The organism is Parasutterella sp. St.1A3 (assembly GCF_059728705.1).
Genome location: NZ_BAAGFK010000001.1, coordinates 1,488,618 through 1,506,763, shown reverse-complemented (window position 1 = coordinate 1,506,763; position 18,146 = coordinate 1,488,618). Strand labels below are relative to the sequence as shown.

Sequence of the window (18,146 nt, the reverse complement as noted above, 5' to 3'; positions counted from 1 at the left end):
TGCGGAGTTTATCCGCACTGCGCCGCTCCGTAGAGGAAATTCAATACAAAATTCGCGGCTATCCCTAAGGTGGAATCTTTGACATTCTTCTGAGGATGCTGTCTGTCAAAGGAATAAAGATTATGAAAAAAGTGGTCATGTTATGTTTACTCGCAGCGAGTATGTCAACGGCGTTGGCGCAGACAGCGCTGAAAATAAACGGTCAGACGATATCGGCGGCAGAACAGAAAGAGCTGATGGAGCTGCTGGCCAAAGAGAAAGGTATAAAGGGTCAGGAGGCTCAGCTGACAATGGCAAGACAGATTCTGTCGGAGGAGAAGATTATCGGCCAGGCGGCTTGGCGTCAGAAGCTGGAGCGAGATCCGCTGGTTAAGAGAAAGATTGCCGAGAGCAAGAACCGAATTTATAGAGAAGCTCTGGTGAATAGCTACTTATCGAAGCATCCGGTAACGGATCAGGAGCTGTCAGCGGCTTATGAAGCGCTGAAACGACAGCACGATCCCAATGAGGTGCAGATTCGCTACATTCTTGTGGACTCGGAAAAGGAAGCCAAGGACCTTCTGTATTTAATCGAGATCGGAGAGAAGATGGACAAGCTAGCCAAAGAGAAGTCTTTGGATAAGGCGAGCGCCGCTGACGGAGGTCTTCTGCCGTTTACCGCGGTAAGTAAATTCAATATCCCGGGCTTTGCCAATGCGGTTAAAGGATTGAAGAAGGGTCAGCTGTACAGGCAGCCGATCAAGAGTCAGCACGGGTATCAGATTTTCCGCTTGGAGGATAGCCGAGTGGTGCCGATGCCGCCTCTTGAACAGATAAAGACTCAGGTTCAGGCGACAGCGGTACAGCAAAAGAGCACAGCGTACCTGAACAGCTTGTTCCGCGGAGCAAAAATAGAGCAGGCATCATCCGAGAAGAGAAAAGCGAAGACGGTTCTTCCTGCTAGAAAGTAGATCACATATGCAGGAACTTAAATTGCTGATGAGAAACGGCCAGACGCTCTGCGTTTGCAATAGCAGTGAGGGCGATCGTGTGGTATCGGAGTTTGGCCGTTTTCTGGATGAGTTTCGTCTGAGCGAGGGCGCATCAAAAGAGAAATTGTTCATATTTTCGGATCCTCTTCTAATGGTTCGACTCTCTGAGGTTGCAGCGGTCTCTCTGGTGTTTAAGACAACAGAGAGTGAGCAGAGGCAGAAAGAGCAGAAGAAGCGTTTGAGCAGGAAACCGTCAGAAACAAAGGCATTGAATTAGAGATTGAGAAGGCAGTCGTGAAGCAAAAAGAGTTTGATTTGTTTCTCGTGTAGTACTTAGGCCGTACGTTTCTGTAAATATATCCTCAGGTATTTAGAAGGCCGGAGCTTGTTTCCACCAGGACGGAGGCAAGCTCATTTTTTTGCGGCCTTGAAAATTTAAAGTCTAAGGGTATCAGAACGAAGAATACAAATGGACTGCCTCCTCGCAGTAGCACATTCTAGAAGGAATCATCTTATGGCACGTCCAAAAACATTACCGGATGATCATTATCGTCTTTCTACATACAAAAGGGGCTCGAAGCGTTACGTATATGGTTATCGCAATGTATGGGATCCTGTGCGGCGTCAGTCTCGGTCGGCAAAGCGCTTCTATGTTGGCGTTCTTAATGAAGTCACGCGTCAGGTGAGGCCTTGTCAGCGATTTCTTGCGAATCATCCTGAATACGAAGGTAAAGTCCTTTACTACGAAAATCACGAACTGATTGAAAAGCAACAGGCAACTGTGAAATAGGATTGTCAAACAGCAGGTTTAGTGACATGGAGACTGAAGTACCCCGTCCTCCTAAAAACGCAATATCTAGCGAGAAGGAACTGAGGAAGGTCGTTTTATAAATAGTACGTTTGAGGTTACGGTGGCCTCTCTATTATTTAAGACGGCAGTAAGAAGAGGCAGAAAGAACAGAAGAAGCGCTTGGGCAGAAAACTGTCAGAAACAAAGTCATTGAATTAGAGATTGAGAAGGCAGTAGGGTTATCGTCCGAAGCAAAAAGAGATTAATTTGTTTCTCGTGCAGTACTTAGATAGCATGTTCTTGTAAATATATCCTCAGGTATTTATAAGGCCGGAGCTTGTTTCTACCAGAACGGAAACAAGCTCTTTTTTGCAGAGTCAGGAAGGAGAGTCTCATAGAGGAAGGTTAAAATACCAAAAGAAGGGAGATGAGGAAAAATGAAAGATAGAGAGCTAAAGTTACTTCCGTTAGGAACATCGGATTTTACTGCCCTACGGATAAGGGATCAGATATATGTCGACAAGACAGAGCTTATATATCAACTAGCTCGATTTCCGGGAAAGTTTTTCCTTTCTCGTCCAAGGCGGTTTGGCAAATCACTTCTGATATCAACATTTGAATCTCTCTTTAAATATGGTCTGAGAGATTTCCAAGGCCTTGCGATTGAAAAACTGTGGAAAGAAGAGAAGACCTACAATGTAGTGAGGTTGGATTTCTCAGAAGTAAAGTCTTCTCTTGGTTTGGAAAAGTTTAGAGAAGATCTTAGGGATCGGGTTATTGATAACTTTTTTCAAGTGGGCTTCAGATATAACCCAATAAGTACATCGGTCTTCAGTCAGTTATCGGCATGGATGAAAAAACAGCCGGCCAATTCGTTGGTTGTATTGATAGACGAGTACGATGCGCCGCTGACTTCGTGTCTAAACGACGCAAAGTTGTTTGAGACGGTGAGAAGTGTTCTGTCAGAGTTTTACGCGATCCTAAAGTCCAATGATGCGGCGCTGCGTTTCGTTTTTATTACCGGTATTACCAAGTTTAATAAGACAAGTATTTTTTCTGAACTTAACAATTTATCTGATATTAGTTTGAGTCCGAGGTATGGCAGTTTGCTTGGTTATACTCATGACGAAGTAAGGAAGTATTTCTCTGAATATTTGGAAAAGTCCGCAAATGCTCTAAGTATTCCAACGAATACTTTGTTAGATAAATTAACACTTCAATATGATGGATTCTGCTTTGAGAGAACCGTTAGTCAAAAGGTATTTGCTCCTTGGTCTTTGCTGAAGTTCTTTAACGAACCGGAGAGCGGATTATTAGATTATTGGTTTGAAAGCGGGGGTAAGCCTTCTGTTCTGGTTGAGTATTTGAAGTCACATGCACTCAGACATCCTGAAGAGTATGGACGCGAGAAAACAATCTCTTTATCTTCTTTGTCCGGATCTTCCGATGTTGAAACTCTGTCGGATATAGGGCTTTTAACGCAAGCGGGATATTTAACAATAAAATCAATCAAGTACGGAGATACGGTGTTTCTAGACTATCCGAATCTCGAAGTTCGTCGGGCGATGGCGCAGCTTTATATAGAACGTCTGCTGCAAGGCAGAGTGGCCGGTCAGGTAGGAGCCGGCCCGATAGTCAAGGTTTTGAGTGAAGAGTCGACGGAGTCGCTGTTTCACATCCTTAACCGCCTGTTTTTGGCAATTGATTATGGGAATTATCCGGTTCGTGACGAATCCTCTGTGAGGGCTTATGTGCAGGTATATTTTGCCGGAGCAGGGCTGGATCCGAGGGTTGAACATCATAGCGCACATGGCAGAAGCGACCTTGAAGTCAAGGCTGGAGATCGGCATTGGGTGTTTGAGTTTAAGGTTGTTCGCGAGGGTGAAAGCGAAGAGCAGAAGTTGCAGGAGGGCGCTGAGCAGATGTTGTCTAAGCGCTATGGTCAGCAAGAGTGCAGTCCGGAATTGAAGCGGGTTGTGCTTGTTTATTCGATCAAGTCAAGACAATTTGTTAAGTGGCGTGAGATAGAGGATTAGGACTTCCATTGTTTGTAACGTCCTTAAGGAACCTCTGCGAAATAAAAATCTGTCTTCCCGACCTCCTTTGAAGAGGCAACATTCATAGAAAATGAGGTGTTTTTTACTGATATAGGTCAGTTAACCCCTCTTTATTTGTCGATTTATTCTAAAATCATCCCGTACAGACACACTTATCCTATGAAAAACTTATTTTCGTTCGTTTTTCATAGCAAAGTGCAGTAAACATATTGGCGATAGATGCCAACATTGTTAGCCTTGCTGTGTTTTTAACCAATCCCCGATAACGAACTTTTCTATAACCGAATTGAATCTTTATCCGATGGAAAGCGTGTTCAATCTTACTCCTGATTGAACTAAGTCTCTTTTCTTGCACCACCTTAGCTTCCGGGAGTTTTTTCCGCTGGCTATATCGTTTTGCCGCAGCGTAAGTGACGTGCTCCGGATCTGCGCTCTCGCGTTTGTCCATGCCGAGATATCCCGCATCTCCTATGACTTCCCAATCAGTAGGACGTCTTAATTTATCAACCTGAGTTATATCGTGAACATTCGCCGCTGTCGTTGTCACGCTATGAATGACGCCGCTGACTTTGTCCACACCGATGTGAAGCTTCATCCCAAAATGCCAATTGCTGCCTTTCTTAGCCGAACGCATTTCCGGGTCGCGCTTTTTGCCGGCATTCTTTGTCGAACTCGGTGTCTCAATAAAAGAGCCGTCAACTATCCTTCCCTTGCTAAAAAGAAGACCTCTTTGACTTAACTGATGTTTGAATAAATCGAAAATCTGCTTATCCAGGCCGTTTTTTTCGAGTAAATGGCGAAAGCGCAGAATAGTGGTCTCATCCGGACATTTTGAATCCATTGTCAGACCTACAAACCGTCGAGATGAAAAAGAGTCACGAAGCGTTTCCTCACACATCGAGTCGCTCAAATTGTAGACAAGCTGTAGAAAGTGTACGCGAATCATGAGCTCCAACGGATACGGCTGCTGGTCGAGCTTATCCTCACTGTAGTAAAGACTAATCAGAGCACACAAATCCTGCCAAGGAATGATAGCGTCCAATGTCTCAAGGAATTTGGTTCTTCTAGTGCCGCCTAACTGCGGAGAGGTTTCTGCAAATAAGTCTGCAAACGAGGGTGCTTTAATCTTCATAGTCATTACTTAATATAGTACGCTAATTACACCATATCACCCACCTTTTGTTCAGAGATTCCCTAAAAGTTCTTTATTTTGCTGATACAGATCATTTAACGTCTTTGTTATTTCTTTTTGAACAGACTTTTCCACAGCAAGTTCTTTAGCAAGACTAGGAAACTGGGATATTGAATCTAAGACTTCCGTAATAGTTTTATGAGGTTTATCCTCTCCGCTGAGTTTTGCAAGTTCTGCAATGGTCTGCTTCGGCGGTTTTTTGCCATAGCCTTTAAAGGAAGTTGAATGTTCGGAGATTCTATTGGGAGAGTAGGTTGTATCAAAGGCCGGAGATAAGCTCCAATTCCCCAAATCATTTTGAAGAAAATTCCAGTTTTTTGAGTGATCATCCTGGTTGCCGGAAAAAAGATTAAAAATCATTCTTCTGAAGACTTCTTTGGTCTGGTCATGTGATTTTGTTAGTGCTGAACACAGTCGAATAATTTGCTCGTAATCCAGAGACGGTTCTCTCCAATCTGCGCCAATTAAACCAAAGATGCTAGCCGAGAAGATTCTTCTCAGCCCATCACGGTCAAATCGTTTTGTGCTAAAAAGTCTTGAATGATCTGAAAGCTCAAATAGATGAAAATCTGCTGTTGAAATTCCGGCATTTTTCGACATTAAAGAATAAATGTACTCACATACACCTTCTTCAGAGGACAAAAGAGTGGAAGAGGTTTTGAATTTAACAATCCAGGCTTCGTAATCATTTTGGAAATTCTCACTGCATTGAGTTAGATCCTTTGAGAAAAATAAATTTCCTTTTGGTCGTGAACCGCCGGACGACGAGATGTTATTTAAGCTTTTTAGAATTTCAGTACTTTCTTCCTCATAGAAATCGTGTGCACTTTTATTAAGTAAGGGTAGATCACTGAATTTTAGAATGTCCTCAGAAGTTGCAGTGTTATTATTCTCAGAGTCGAAGCTTAACGCGCCAATAGCTCGGTCACCAACATAGCAAAGACGATCTATATCAGTTACAGCCTGTATTGGTATTGATTGCCTTCTGAATTCACGATCCATCAATAGGCGCCCCCACCCATCTGGGAGACTGTCGAGTAAAAAAGAAGGGATGCGGCCGTTCCTTTCCTGTTGTACTCCGGAACTAAATCGTAAAAGAAAGGGAGAAGGATTTGGCCTTGTTAGTAAGTATCGAGAGTTATATTCAAAGAAATATTCCTCACCTCGGCATACAACTCTGCCTAAGAATATTTTTTCTGCCTCCGTGCCAAAATGTCTATAGACGCGTAAAAAATCAATGGTCATGGTTAATTAGTTCCTCAAAGCTTTTTGGCATCTTTTTAACCTTTCCAAGCGAATTAATGAAGTCAATTAATCCCGCTTCATCACTTAAGGCCCACCAAAGAACAGTAAATTGCTTTAATGAGATCTCTCCGGTTTGTTCAAATCTTCGTATAGTCGGAGCTGGTACTCCAGTCTGTTCAGACAATGCTCGCCTGGATTTCTTTAAAGCTTTTCTTCTGCTGAGTAAAAACACTCTAATTTTTTCTTGGAGATCCCAAGGAGTGTAAAGATTGAAATTTTCCATAATTAAAATCTTAAAATATTGATAATATATTATCATATATTGCAAATTTTATTGATATTTTGATATGGTGTTATCAAAATTGATATATGCGAGCTACTGAACAAGACTTTGTAATTTTTAGGGCTGACTCTTTTGCAAGGAACATCACAAATGGATTGAAGAAATCAAAAAAATCTACTTTTTTACAATGGCGCCAGGACAGCTCTTTTAGCTTTGTGCGTCGCTCTGATTTCTGTGCGTTTTTGAGAATTTTGGCGCCGCTGAGCTCTTCAAAAAACATTCTTTTCGCCGAGACAGAATGTATCTTCATTTTTGTAGAGCGGCGCAAGGAAATGAGATTGATTTTCTGAAGATAAAAGACAGGGCTATTAAATGTGCTATTGAATGCCACCTAGATCAAGAAGTAAAGAATTACCTCGCACTCACGTGCGAGGTAGTTCATTAATGTTGGAGTGCGCATAAGACTTTTGTACAAGTTTATTGGCTTAAATTTTTGTTAGAAAGAAGAAGGAGAGAACAACTGCGGTCGAAGTATTCTCCTTCATTCCATCAATAGGACAGTTGAGTATGCCTTTTTCAGCTACTTCTTCTCACTCAAATCATTTTCCTTTTCAGTTTTTCCTGTATCCATAGGCGAGGTGTAGCTGGCTCCGCCTAGGAACGCATTTTTAAGTACGGTAGAAACGCCTTTTTCATTTTGCTGATACTGCTGAGCACTATCTTCGACAGCTTCCTTCTTCAGATCTGTCGCTTCCATGGACGCGGCTGCGGCCAAATCTCTTTGAGAACGGTCTTTGTCGTATTGCCGTAAGAATTCCTCACGAGAACGATTTAGCCGGGTAAAACTGAGATCGGATTCTGTATGGATTTTTTGTTCTTCTTGGTTGATTGTTTTGGAATGATCAAGCTCTGCGCGTTTTAGAGTTTTTTTTCCGATGACAGCGAGCTCTGAGGGAGCGTCTCGCTTTTGCTGAATCTGACCGGTGCCGGCATACTGACCGGAGGCGGATTTGTCCAGCGCGTCAGCGGAAACCGAAGCGCCCAGGTTTTCTCTGGCAAGTTCATCATGAAACAGATGACGCAGCCCTTCTTCTGCAGAATGCCCGCTGGACGATATGTAGCGTCTCATGACGGCAGCGTCTCGGTTGACACTCATTGAATCGTCTCCGCTGAGTCCTTCTGACACGGTTTGTGATGCGGATTGTCCCCGGCTGAGTGTTACGCCGCGATCAGAAGATGTCCGATAGGCTTTGTCGAGAGCCTTTGTGAACGCGCTCGCTGCCTGTCGTACACCGACATCGTCACTCGTTGCAGCAATTTCCTCTGAGGCAGATCTAAGGGAATGATATGCTTCAGCCCGCTGTCTGGCTGTAGCGCTTGTCTTAGAGCCGACAGCCGTATCCACGAGCTGCTGCGCGGTTTTTGTTTCTCCGGAGAGTCCGACGCCGAACCCGTCCGCAGCGCCGCGAAGCGTGGCGCTGAAACTTCCGCTCTTGCCGGTGCTTGAAGTATTGCTGGCTCCGGCGGCTGTTTTATCGACCGCGTAGAGCTGCGGGACGGAGCTCGGAGCATTAAGAAGAGTGCCTTCGGCTGCGGGTTTGGAGACTTCGCCCTCGGCGCCCGTTTCACCTACAGCGGCTTTCATCTGCATGCCGCTCGTGACGCTGAATGCCTCGGAATTCGAGAGACTGCGTGACGCGGAAGTTCCTTCTGCCACACTTTGACTGAGGGACGAGGAAACGCCGCCCGCGGAAACGTCTGAAAGCGCGCTGTGCTTTGCGAGACCTTCTGAGAGCGAATGAGCAAACGAGCGTAGGGAGGAATCCGAAGAGGTAGCGGCAGAGCTGACGGACAAAGCATTTGACTCTGACTGCGTTAGGGAAACGGAGGACGTGGAAGCGGACTGTACAGATCTTGACTGCGTCAGCGAGCCGCTTGACGAAACGCCGAGATCAATAGCAGTGCGCTGCATACCGACAACCGTTCCGTCCTGATCTCTGGTAACCGTTCCGTAGGCGGTCTGAGTGCGTGAGGCATATGGATCCGACCATCCGGCAGACAGATCTGATTTATTAGCGGATTCGGAGTTTCGGGATGTATTTCCAAGTGAGACATTGCCCGCATTAAAATTGCCGCTTCCCGCCTGATTAGCAGCAGAAGAAGCCGCGCCCTGCGCAGGCGCCATAAGGCCAGAGGCCATAGAAACAAAAGCCATGTCGCTTCCCTTGGCAAGCGCAAATGCGATCATCGGAATCAGAAGCGTGAGACTGCCCGCGATCGCCTGTGATGAGCTTCCGGCCTCACGGATTAAATCCGCAGCCTGAAGTGTGCTTCCGCCGAATTCCGCGATCAGTCGGTTCATGGGATTGGCGTCCACTGTAATCATGAGATAGTTGGCGACCGCAAATAGGGGCGCCCACAACTGAACCCAAATGAGCAGAACAAAAAATGATCGAAAGACTACCCCTGCAGCCGAACCGGCAGCGATCATTAGAACAAGCATGAGCGGAAATGCGGCAATGACGATAAATTCCACACAGTTGCGGATTTTAGGAAGGCTCTGCTCGGCTAACTTAGCCAGTGTTCGGTAGTTGATTTCTGATGAAAGGGTTGCGGAAGCCGAAGAAAATTTAACCGCCAAATCGAGCGGAGCTCCCGCTTGGCGCGCAATGCTTTCCAGACCTCGCGGGAGCGCAGACAGCATGACCGAGTGCTTGAGGCTGTCCTCAAGCGATCGGGAGACGCCAAGCAGCAGGGCCTCGCTGTGCGGAAGCGTGCGCGCGATCACTGCGGAAGGATCCGGCTGCTCAGGGACTAGCAGTACGCCGAGGCGTTTTTTAATAAAATCGATTTCAACATTATTTAGATGGTCTTCCAGCGACTGAACCGCCGCTTCGCAGCTTTGCACCGATCCGTCCGGAGCGACCGTGGAGCGGGCAGGATTAACCCAGCCTTCCTGTTTGATTGTGGCCCAAAGATTGCCCGACTGGGCGAGCTCGTTCACTTTGTCGGGATGATCAGTGAGTTCGGGACCTACGCAGTCAGCGGTTACTCGCTCGGAAAGCGCTCTTCCTTCCGGCGTGACAGCGCCCGCGTTCAGCAGCGCTGTGACGGCACGCTGCGGATAGACCAGACCGAATCGGCTGAATCGTTCGGCGTCCGGTAAAGAAAACGCAGTCTCAAATGAACCTGTCAGGAATCGTCCGATGCGTGAGGCGGCTGAAGAAAAGAAACCTACGCCTAACGGGACGCTGTTCACGACATAAACATCGGTGCTTCTCTCGTCATGAATCGCAAGATCAACCTTGGGAACGAGCATGACTGAGTAAAAGAGCACGGCCGCAAAAAGGTAGACTTTAGCGGCAAGGCCCTGCCATTTAAGGAGCGCTCCGGTGATGGCGGCGAGGAAACCTGCGAGAACCGCGGATTTAATCAGACCGGTGTAAGAGGGGCCGGAGCAGATCGCGACAAGCGCCTCGAATAGGTCACGGATCTGACCTCCGTTCCAATAAGCGTAGTAGTCCAACACCATTTAATTTGCGGCTCCGAATTTAAGGTTGGCGGCAAGATCGGCCGCAAGTGCACCTTTAACACTTCTTTCCAGGTGAGAAATCTGCGTCACAAAAGAGTGCGTTCGGCTCATCTGCTGAAATACGGCATCGCTTCGATCTGCTAAATCCCTGCGGACGGCGTCCACTCTCTGCTCAATCGCTTTAAGATGGTCGGCCGCGATGACGCTGGTTTGGGAGGCAGAAGACGCGGAAATCGCGGTTTTAATATCCAGAGACAATCGGTCCATGGCGCGGATCACGGCTTCGTAGGCGGCTGCCTCCACGTAAATTCTGAGCACATCCTGAGAAAATCCGAGATATCGGTGCGAGGTGGTCGCGTTGATCAGACGGATTAACGGAATCGTGGATGAGGAGGCGAGCAGAGTCAGGTCGTTTTTAGAGACGAGCGAGGGATCTCTGCTGAGAATGGAATTACGGTAGGCAGCCGCGGCGCGCATAAATTCGTAGGGCAGGTTCATTTCATCGAGCGGCGTTTTACGAACCGTGAGACAGCGATCGCCTCCGTCCTCTTTGACGCAGCGAAGACGAAAGGACTCCGCGTCGAGCGCCTCTTCATCAGGTCTTCCGAATAAAAATCCGACTAAATCCTGGCCCGCGATCGGGATCGCGCGTGTCACAGCGTCGTTTCCGCTGCCCTCCTGAACATAGATGACGGTCCCAACGAGCGTCATCATGAGCTCTTTGAGCTCGTCGCTGTAATCCGCGGAGAATTTGCCGCCCGAGAGCAGTGACCAAGTGAGGTTGAGTTCCGGCGCGTCTACGATGTTGCCTCCGGAATCTCGTCTGGTTGGCGAATTTTCTATGACGGCGGAACCGTTGGTGCGTGTCATCGCGTCAGCTTCAGAGGCGTCGGAGACGGTGCCTGAAGAGCGCAGTTCATTTTTGGAGTCGTAGCTCAGCTTATGCAGCCATTGTTCGGCACCCGACATCTTAATCAGATTCTGAGCAGTGGTGCAGGAATCCTGAAACATACCGGTGTACTGTCGGATCATGTCACGGAAACTGGTGACCTGTTCATTTAAGTCCGGCGCGAGCGACTGCAGCGCGAGCTGGAACGCGAGCCCCGGAAGCGCAGTACCGATATTGCGCAGGAATGCAACGAATTCCTCTCGGCTCGGGATACCGAATGCGCCCATAAATATGTCGATACCGCCGCAGCCGGCGGACAGGGAGGGCGGCGTAAAGTAGAAAGCGTTGAAATCCTTTCTTGGGGCTCGATAAACAAAACCGCCCGCGGTCACAGTGTTCATGCCTGCGGACTGATAGACGCCTGCTTCAGTGAGATTGCCCTGGTAGGATCCGGCAGCGGAATAGAAATCTTTCATGAATCCCGCGTTTGCCGAAGTAGACGCGGAGACGGCGCAGAGCGCTGCGCAGAGAATTTTTTTAAGCTTAATCATGATGCGTTCTGATGGGAGCTGAGAGCGTCTTGGCCTCTGAAGAGAGACTGGCCGGGAGATTTAAGCGCTAGCGTCTGTATGCGGGAGAGCATGTCCTCAAGCGAAAGAACGCCTGACGAAACCAGATAGCTTTGCGATTTATCGCTTTTAACCATAAAAAGAGCCGGAACGCGTGAGAGTCCCTCTCCGTTGGTGAGCAGCTGAGAGACGCCGTTATCCGGAAGCGCGTCCGGGAAATGCGGGTTTGCAGAGCCGTCCAAAGAGACTGCAAGCAGCTCAAACCCGTATTCTGTCTGCAGACGTTTAATGAGCGGAGACTGAATCTCGCAGAATCGGCAGTCAGAGCGGTAGAAGTACATCAGTCCCCATGACTGAGTCAGAGACCGGACGTCCTCTTTCTTTTGTTCAGCGCGGGACGAATTGAGCGCTACCTGCGCAAAGTTTGCCGCCGGGTTGAGTGTCGAGAAATCAAACTGAGGGTTCTGCCAGGAGGTTCTGCGATAGACATCTGTAAAGAGAGAAGCTTTTTCCTGTACGAAGTAGTTGACCTCCTGAAACGCGAGAACATTTTCTTCCGTAGGATTAAAGGAGGCGTTCGCTAAACGAAACGCGTGTTCTGCCTTGAGTTCATCTGCGCTTTGGATGCTATTTAGATCTTTGAACGGAGTTGTTTTAGGTTTGGGCTTTTCTTCGTCGGGGTAGTACAGAAAGCCGCGGTCCTGGTTTTTCCAGACATCTTCCTTCCAGAAGTCGGATGCGCAAGCCTGTGTCGAGACCGCGCAGAGAAAGAGCGTTAACAGGGATAATTTATGAAGTTTCATATCGATTAAAAATAGGGTTAGGGTTTAGGCTGTTTGAGATTTCGCTTCTTAGCGGGCAGCTGCGGCTTACCGGTGAAATTCGGATCTACCACGGCGGACGTCCCGACAGAGGGAGAAACATATGCGCCGAGGTCTTTACTGATGAGGTTATCGAGATGCGTTTCTCCGCGATCCTTTGCCGCAGCGTCATCAAGACCGTTCTTAGTGACGATCAGCGCCTCAAATTCGGAGAGATCCATTTTGTCGAAATCCAATGACTCGAGTTCCTCCATCGTGAATCCGGTACAAACCGGGTCTTTGGCCGAGCCCCATGTTTTTCCGAGCTGGATCCTTCCTTGCTCCTGCAGGATTCTTGCGAGCGGCGAGTTGTAGCAGCAGTAACTTTCGCTGCGTTCAATACAGCCGAACTTCTCGCCCTTGGAACAGTAGGTGCCGACGTAATGACACAGGTTTTGGCCTTTTTTCAGCATTAGGGTCTGCTCGGACTGTTCGCACTGCAGGTAATCCATCGCGATTTGGAATGCCACCGAAATGGCGAATGAATAGGGGTCAAATGTGAAATACATCGTGCCTCCCTGCAGCGTCATGCCAAAACCGTAGAAGGACAGCGACGGGTTGTAAACACCGCTCGCCGCATTGCCGTATAGAAAATTAAGCATGCCTTCGGTCGCAGAGCTTGCAGACAGCACATCGTAGACATAGGGACTGCCGATGTATTTGATCGTTTCAACCGTGGTTTCTCCGGCAAAACTCATGGCCTTGCCGAACGCGTTTGAATTGGAGGTTCCCGCTTTTACTTTGGTATCGCAGCAGGAGAAGCCGAGGACTTTTTTAGTGCACTTATCCTTCTGACCGTTAAAGAAGAGGCCGTTTTCGATATCACCGTAGACGGATGCCTGACGCACGATTTCCAGGTACGAAAGTACCTTGGAAAAGTCTGTGTCCGCAGGATCGTTTGCTCCGTCGCACAAACCGTCGAGACATTCCGCGGGTCGGCAGACTGTTTCGGTGGTGACACTGCCTTCCTTTTCTTCGCAGCGATAGGTATGCGCGGTGGTGAGGCACTTGCCGCTGTCATCAACGGCGATACAGTCGGAAGAAACCTTCACGCAGGAGGAATTCATTTCGAGTTTGTCGCAGTCGCTCTGAGTGCCTGAGAGCGCGCCGCAGACGTAAGTGTGTTCATATTTCCAGCAATCCTTGTAGATTGGAACGCCGTTGACGATTTTCTCGCCGCTGGGTTCAGTGCATTCGGTTCTAAGGATCGCGCAATTTGGATTCTCTTCGAGCGGTTTACAGGTATCGGACTGAGAAATGCTGCCGATTGAGATGTTGGAATCGATGATGTCGGCTCCGGGAGCATCGATTTCCTTATCGCCCTTGCAGAAGATTTCTTTTTTGTATGCGATACAGCTCAGACCGTTCCTCTCTTCGCACACGGAGGAGCGAACTTCGCACTCGGGGAGTTTTTCTAAAACTTCGCAGCGATTGTCGGAAACGTTTTTAACGCAGTCATAGGTGTACTGAAGCTGAAGACAGGCGCCGTCCGAACCTTCCTTTAGACAGAGACTTTTAGGAGCGGAGCATGTCATGCTCGCAGTCGCGTGCGTGCAGGACAGCATGTCAAATCCCGGATTCTGAGTCCCTCCGACACTCGTGATATCGTCTCCGGCGATGGGCGGCGTGTCCGCGCACTGATAAGTCTGCTGAAACTGCGTACATCCGTTGGCCCCTTCTTTTACGCAGATCGAGTCGCCCATGGGCTTACAGCCTGCGGCCTGAAGCTGCGCGCAGCTATTGGAGACGCCTTGAGCAGCGCAGGCGTACGAGTATTCTTTTTTCCAGCATTCTTTGTAGACCGCGACGCCGTTAATGAACCTTGTGCCGGGACCTTCCACGCATTCTTCTTTAGCGATAAAACACTGAGGGTTATCTAAAAAATTAGCGCAGGAGGAAGTATCGCTTCCGCTGTTGACGGTGTGGGAGTAGTCGATGAGGATTGCGCCTTCGATATTGTCGGCGGGAGCCGAGCAGCGGTATGTGGAAAGCGTCCCGAGGCACTCGCCGTTTAATCCGAAGGAAGTGCACACACTCGACTCCTTGGCGCATTGCTTTAGCGTGGACAGTCCCTTGCAGTAGTCAATGGTTTCGTTCTCCGAGCAGCGCATTTCGGTTTGGTAGTTCCAGCACTCACGAAAAACCTCGACCCCGTTGATAAATTTAGAGCCGGGACCGTCGACGCAGATGCGCTTTCCCTCCTCGCAGACCGCAAAGGCGCTATGGCTGAAGGTAAGGATAATTAAAGACAGGAGTATTTTGCTCATGGGGCGGCCTTGATTTCGGAACCATCGTCAACGATGCAGGTTTTTTGCCACTGTTCGACGAGTTGCTCAGCGGATGCCTTTTGGAAAAAGAAGTTTTGCGAAATAGAGCCGGAGTAATCCCATTTGCCCGGGTGGATAAATATTTCCATTTTGATCTCAGTGCTGCAGTTGGTTCCCGAGCATCGGGTTTTACCGCTCCAGCGCCCCTTGCAGTTGGAGAACTCGCGCTCGATAACGAAGTCCTCGGCTTCAACGCTGAAAGCGAAGTTCGGGGAATTTTTTACATTGGTTTCGATCTGAAGCAGCGGTGTTTTAGCAGTGGAGCACTGATATTTGAGCGCGATCATGTCTCCGCCCGAGCAGTCGTCCTGACTCAGGTATGAGGAGGTTTCGGACTGCGCGATGTGCATGGAACCCGGCTCACAGCCTTCAAATCCGTCGATGCGAAGCACTTCGTTGCAGCGATAGGTCTTCTGCAGGAAATTCTTAGATTCGCACTGATAGGTATAGCGGCTGTCGATATTGACGACTTCTCCCGCGCTGCAGGTTTGGAGCGGCGCATGTCGGCAGTTGTACTGCTGAGTGGAGGATACGTAATCGGCAAGACAGGAGACCTGAAGTTTCTGAGCAGTGCGGCTGACGCACTCAAATAATGTGGATACATCGAGTTTTTCTGCCCAGCCCTTAAAGCAGGCTTCAGTGGAGGCGTTGACGCTTTCTTCGCAGACCGCAAAATCGGTCTGCGGGGGCTGCGTTGTCGTGATGGTCTCGCAGACCATTTGGCCGTTGGAGGGCAGCTCCGGCAGTTTGTTCAGCAGCTGATCCCGATCAGCGAGCATGCCCTCAAAATCGGACTCCGGCCATCCGGGTCTTGCGTGCGTGTCGTAAATCACCTGGACCGCTCGACAGTCCATACTCGTCTTAGAGAGACATCCATCGGCTTTTTGTGAGCCGGGGTTGAGAAGTGAGCCTTGTCCTTTTTCGAACAGCGCTGTGAGATCTGAGACGTCGGAACCGAATTCCGGAACGACTTGGGATGCGGCGCCCTCTGATATATAGTCCTTGAGGTTCAGTTTGGCGGCTTCTTCCTTTGCGGCCTGCATAGCGGAATCCTTATCCGCGGCGAGGCAGACCGATAAAACCGCCGCGCTGAGCGAGAAGAAAGCGATGATGAGAGGCAGAAGTCGCATTTAGTTTCTGTCTCCGAGTTTGGCGCGCAGCGCTCGAGCTTTTTCTCCGAAGACATCCTGTCGATCGGAGAGCTGATCCAGCGCATAGCCGAGCGTGACATCGCCCGGTACGGCAACTGCGCGCGGAGCGGTTCCGCAGGCTGAATCAGTTTCTTCTTTTATCAGCAGTACCGGAACCTCTTTAATGCCGAATTCGGTAAATAATTCCGGATGAAGTTCGATCGGAGCGCCCGCCTCGATGAGCGGCGCAAACGCTTTCAGAGAATTAGGATTCAGAAGCGGCGCCTTGGGGTTCTCGTCGTCAGAGGGCACGCCCGCAAAGGCCATCGGTACACCTGCGTCGCGGCAGTCGCGCGCGAGTCTTTCCAACGAGGCTTTGGGCATTGACAGGGAGACGAGCATATAGGCAGATACTTGAGTCTCTTTGGCCGGTGCGGGGTTTTGAGCAAACTGCGCGGCGGACTGCAGCACGTCATCAATCGTGAGGTTTGAAGCAAAGGCAGCAGAAGCGGCTGAGAGCAGGAGCGTAAATAAAATCGTGCGCATAGAAAATCGAGAATTAAGACGGAGTGACACCGCTGCCCTGACAGCAGTCGCGTTTGCGGAAAATCAGATATGCGGCGTCTTCGCCGCCCGAGGCCCATGTTTTACCGGAGTACCACAGCGCGCTTGAGGCGCCCATCGGGTAGCAGCAGCGGCCGTTCTGTTTACCGGTTGTGCGTGCGGGATACATCATTTGAGTGCGGTAGACGCGCTTATCCATGATCGGTTCAAGATACGGGCCGCACTGGCCCTTTTCTCCGTAGGCCGCCCATTGAAGTCCCTGACGGTGCAGTTTCATGGTAAAGCGCGCGACCAGTAAAGAAGAGGCCTGAGGAAAATGCACATGTGCGCCGACCCAGCCCGTGAGCGGGAAAATTCCGCCGTGGCAGCCCGCGCACCAGTACAGTTCGGAAATCGGCAGGCCCGCGGTCGCTGCGGCGCAGTCCGCTGCGCATGCGGCAGCGGCCGCAGGATTCGCAAAGAGGCTCGCGTCCGGATTTAAAAAGAAAGTGGTGACCGGATCGTCCCAAAGCGGATCAAGTTCCGTCATGTAGGCTAGGTCCCACGCGGACTGCTCCAGACAGTTTGAATCCAGCAGTGCTTCGAGCACAAATAACCAAGGCGTGAAGTACCAGTGCACCTGATAGAAGGAGGTGCGCTGAGAGGAAGCGGATTTATTCGGTGTGCGGCCGTGGGCGCTCGCTCTTAATCCGACATTGAGATCCAAGCCGCCGAGCGAAGGGAAGCAGTACGGAGTGCGCACCACTTCCGCGGTTCTGAGGGGCTCCCAAAACGACATATTAAGGCCTACAGTGATATTGGCACCGGAAACACACATGCAGAGCGCGTTCGCGTCGGTTTCAGGATCTTTGTTGGCAGCCGATGAGAGCGTAATGCCGCCGAGTTTGATCGGGAACATGCAGCTCCAGCAGACATCGGTGAGCGGATTGATTACTTTGCCTCGGCAGCCGGAGGCCTGAGCGCTTGAGAGGGCGCACAGACTGAACATGACAATTAAAAGAAGACGTTTCATGAGCGAAGATACGGTAAAACTAACTCGGGTTCATCGGCCGGGAATTCGGCGCACTGAGGGCCGGTTTCTCCGTTAAACAAAAGCGCGGGCACCTGTCGGATGCCGAAGGATCGGACAAGGGAAGAGCCCTGATCAAAAAATATGCGTCGATTTAAACGATCTGATGCTTCGGAAATCGAGCCTGACGTTAAAACGACACGTACGTCCTGAAGTTTGCGGATGAGTTTTTCTGCGGCCTTGAGGCTCTGTTCGTCATTCGCATTGATAAAAAGCAGCGCGCGCGGGATCCTCGGAAGCTCAATTTTCCGGGACTCTCGAAGCAGTTTTTCAGGGAGCCGCTCAGGGATGGAAGGCGTCACATCCCAGACGCGCAGCGCATTGGCGGCGGAAAGCGCTATCGCAGGCTGCGGCGTTTCTAAAGATTTTCGGATTTTAGTTTTGTTTTCCGCAAGTCTGCGATCGTAAGAGCCGTCCTGCTTCATTGTCCGTACCCGTTTTTTAAACGCTTCGAGAATGTTGGGTTCAATGACTTCGGTGAGCGGCCCAAGCGTGGGGAGCCTTTCTAATTTCGCCCGGGGCTTCGCGCAGGGTTGTGCGGCTTGTGGTTTTGGCATACAAAGAGACGAGTCCGACTCCGCGTTTGCGGCCGATAGCGCGGTGAAGAGTGTGATAGAGCCGATAAAAGCGAATCCTGCGGCAATTTGTGAGGTTTTCATCGAATGGAC

At 49.5% G+C, this 18,146-nt stretch carries 16 protein-coding genes; 4 read left to right on the top strand and 12 right to left on the bottom strand.

Features of this window, described 5'->3' with window-relative positions; genetic code table 11:
* Positions 1–161: 161 nt before the first annotated feature.
* From AC6I1F_RS07065 to AC6I1F_RS07050, 4 genes are all read left to right on the top strand, one after another.
* Complete coding sequence (locus AC6I1F_RS07065; protein ID WP_497801694.1) at positions 162–950, top strand: peptidylprolyl isomerase; 789 nt, start codon at positions 162–164, stop codon at positions 948–950.
* A 7-nt stretch (positions 951–957) separates the two neighbouring features.
* The gene (locus AC6I1F_RS07060) at positions 958–1,248 is read left to right on the top strand and encodes a hypothetical protein (protein WP_497801693.1); all 291 of its coding nucleotides are present in this window, start codon (positions 958–960) and stop codon (positions 1,246–1,248) included.
* A 237-nt stretch (positions 1,249–1,485) separates the two neighbouring features.
* A complete protein-coding gene (locus AC6I1F_RS07055; protein ID WP_497801692.1) occupies positions 1,486–1,761 on the top strand; it encodes a hypothetical protein in 276 nt (91 codons plus the stop codon).
* 437 nt (positions 1,762–2,198) lie between these two features.
* Positions 2,199–3,797, top strand: coding sequence for an AAA family ATPase (locus AC6I1F_RS07050; RefSeq protein WP_497801691.1), 1,599 nt, complete (start codon positions 2,199–2,201; stop codon positions 3,795–3,797).
* 178 nt (positions 3,798–3,975) lie between these two features.
* Here the strand turns inward: AC6I1F_RS07050 and AC6I1F_RS07045 are convergent, their stop codons facing one another.
* From AC6I1F_RS07045 to AC6I1F_RS06990, 12 genes are all read right to left on the bottom strand, one after another.
* Positions 3,976–4,950 (bottom strand): IS5 family transposase, encoded by a 975-nt coding sequence (locus AC6I1F_RS07045; protein WP_290432800.1) that lies wholly within the window; start codon positions 4,948–4,950, stop codon positions 3,976–3,978.
* 51 nt (positions 4,951–5,001) lie between these two features.
* Positions 5,002–6,255 carry a type II toxin-antitoxin system HipA family toxin gene (locus AC6I1F_RS07040; RefSeq protein ID WP_290432801.1) on the bottom strand — a complete coding sequence of 418 codons (1,254 nt, stop codon included), beginning with the start codon at positions 6,253–6,255 and terminating at the stop codon, positions 5,002–5,004.
* Positions 6,245–6,538 carry an XRE family transcriptional regulator gene (locus AC6I1F_RS07035; protein WP_290432802.1) on the bottom strand — a complete coding sequence of 98 codons (294 nt, stop codon included), beginning with the start codon at positions 6,536–6,538 and terminating at the stop codon, positions 6,245–6,247. Before AC6I1F_RS07035 ends, AC6I1F_RS07040 begins: the two co-directional genes overlap by 11 nt.
* Positions 6,539–6,611: 73 nt before the next feature.
* Positions 6,612–6,818: a hypothetical protein gene (locus tag AC6I1F_RS07030; RefSeq protein ID WP_290432803.1), complete on the bottom strand. Its 207-nt coding sequence runs from the start codon at positions 6,816–6,818 to the stop codon at positions 6,612–6,614.
* Positions 6,819–7,118: 300 nt separating this feature from the next.
* A complete protein-coding gene (locus AC6I1F_RS07025; RefSeq protein WP_290432804.1) occupies positions 7,119–10,070 on the bottom strand; it encodes a conjugal transfer protein TraG N-terminal domain-containing protein in 2,952 nt (983 codons plus the stop codon).
* Positions 10,071–11,510, bottom strand: a complete 1,440-nt coding sequence (locus tag AC6I1F_RS07020) for a conjugal transfer protein TraH (protein ID WP_289163467.1) — start codon at positions 11,508–11,510, stop codon at positions 10,071–10,073.
* Positions 11,507–12,331 carry a conjugal transfer protein TraF gene (locus AC6I1F_RS07015; RefSeq protein WP_289163466.1) on the bottom strand — a complete coding sequence of 275 codons (825 nt, stop codon included), beginning with the start codon at positions 12,329–12,331 and terminating at the stop codon, positions 11,507–11,509. The genes AC6I1F_RS07020 and AC6I1F_RS07015 overlap by 4 nt, the downstream gene beginning before the upstream one ends.
* Positions 12,332–12,348: 17 nt before the next feature.
* Entirely contained in the window at positions 12,349–14,655 is a 2,307-nt protein-coding gene (gene traN, locus AC6I1F_RS07010) for a conjugal transfer protein TraN (protein WP_289163464.1), read from the bottom strand.
* Positions 14,652–15,845, bottom strand: coding sequence for a hypothetical protein (locus AC6I1F_RS07005; RefSeq protein ID WP_289163462.1), 1,194 nt, complete (start codon positions 15,843–15,845; stop codon positions 14,652–14,654). The genes traN and AC6I1F_RS07005 overlap by 4 nt, the downstream gene beginning before the upstream one ends.
* Positions 15,846–16,391 carry a TrbC family F-type conjugative pilus assembly protein gene (locus AC6I1F_RS07000; RefSeq protein ID WP_288319758.1) on the bottom strand — a complete coding sequence of 182 codons (546 nt, stop codon included), beginning with the start codon at positions 16,389–16,391 and terminating at the stop codon, positions 15,846–15,848. It lies immediately after the preceding gene.
* Between the two features lie 13 nt (positions 16,392–16,404).
* Positions 16,405–17,421 carry a TraU family protein gene (locus AC6I1F_RS06995; protein WP_289163460.1) on the bottom strand — a complete coding sequence of 339 codons (1,017 nt, stop codon included), beginning with the start codon at positions 17,419–17,421 and terminating at the stop codon, positions 16,405–16,407.
* On the bottom strand, positions 17,418–18,137 hold the full coding sequence (locus AC6I1F_RS06990) for a conjugal transfer protein TraW (protein ID WP_289163458.1): 720 nt from the start codon (positions 18,135–18,137) through the stop codon (positions 17,418–17,420). Before AC6I1F_RS06990 ends, AC6I1F_RS06995 begins: the two co-directional genes overlap by 4 nt.
* Positions 18,138–18,146: the final 9 nt, after the last annotated feature.

What these genes read in the sequence shown, in the direction of transcription:
- AC6I1F_RS07005 (WP_289163462.1), bottom strand. Translation starts at nt 15,845, where the DNA reads ATGCGACTTCTGCCTCTCATCATCGCTTTCTTCTCGCTCAGCGCGGCG.
- AC6I1F_RS06995 (WP_289163460.1), bottom strand. Translation starts at nt 17,421, where the DNA reads ATGAAACGTCTTCTTTTAATTGTCATGTTCAGTCTGTGCGCCCTCTCA.
- AC6I1F_RS07050 (WP_497801691.1), top strand. Translation starts at nt 2,199, where the DNA reads ATGAAAGATAGAGAGCTAAAGTTACTTCCGTTAGGAACATCGGATTTT.
- AC6I1F_RS07065 (WP_497801694.1), top strand. Translation starts at nt 162, where the DNA reads ATGTCAACGGCGTTGGCGCAGACAGCGCTGAAAATAAACGGTCAGACG.
- AC6I1F_RS07020 (WP_289163467.1), bottom strand. Translation starts at nt 11,510, where the DNA reads ATGATTAAGCTTAAAAAAATTCTCTGCGCAGCGCTCTGCGCCGTCTCC.
- AC6I1F_RS07035 (WP_290432802.1), bottom strand. Translation starts at nt 6,538, where the DNA reads ATGGAAAATTTCAATCTTTACACTCCTTGGGATCTCCAAGAAAAAATT.
- AC6I1F_RS07060 (WP_497801693.1), top strand. Translation starts at nt 958, where the DNA reads ATGCAGGAACTTAAATTGCTGATGAGAAACGGCCAGACGCTCTGCGTT.
- traN (WP_289163464.1), bottom strand. Translation starts at nt 14,655, where the DNA reads ATGAGCAAAATACTCCTGTCTTTAATTATCCTTACCTTCAGCCATAGC.
- AC6I1F_RS07055 (WP_497801692.1), top strand. Translation starts at nt 1,486, where the DNA reads ATGGCACGTCCAAAAACATTACCGGATGATCATTATCGTCTTTCTACA.
- AC6I1F_RS07040 (WP_290432801.1), bottom strand. Translation starts at nt 6,255, where the DNA reads ATGACCATTGATTTTTTACGCGTCTATAGACATTTTGGCACGGAGGCA.
- AC6I1F_RS06990 (WP_289163458.1), bottom strand. Translation starts at nt 18,137, where the DNA reads ATGAAAACCTCACAAATTGCCGCAGGATTCGCTTTTATCGGCTCTATC.
- AC6I1F_RS07000 (WP_288319758.1), bottom strand. Translation starts at nt 16,391, where the DNA reads ATGCGCACGATTTTATTTACGCTCCTGCTCTCAGCCGCTTCTGCTGCC.
- AC6I1F_RS07045 (WP_290432800.1), bottom strand. Translation starts at nt 4,950, where the DNA reads ATGAAGATTAAAGCACCCTCGTTTGCAGACTTATTTGCAGAAACCTCT.
- AC6I1F_RS07030 (WP_290432803.1), bottom strand. Translation starts at nt 6,818, where the DNA reads ATGTTTTTTGAAGAGCTCAGCGGCGCCAAAATTCTCAAAAACGCACAG.
- AC6I1F_RS07015 (WP_289163466.1), bottom strand. Translation starts at nt 12,331, where the DNA reads ATGAAACTTCATAAATTATCCCTGTTAACGCTCTTTCTCTGCGCGGTC.
- AC6I1F_RS07025 (WP_290432804.1), bottom strand. Translation starts at nt 10,070, where the DNA reads ATGGTGTTGGACTACTACGCTTATTGGAACGGAGGTCAGATCCGTGAC.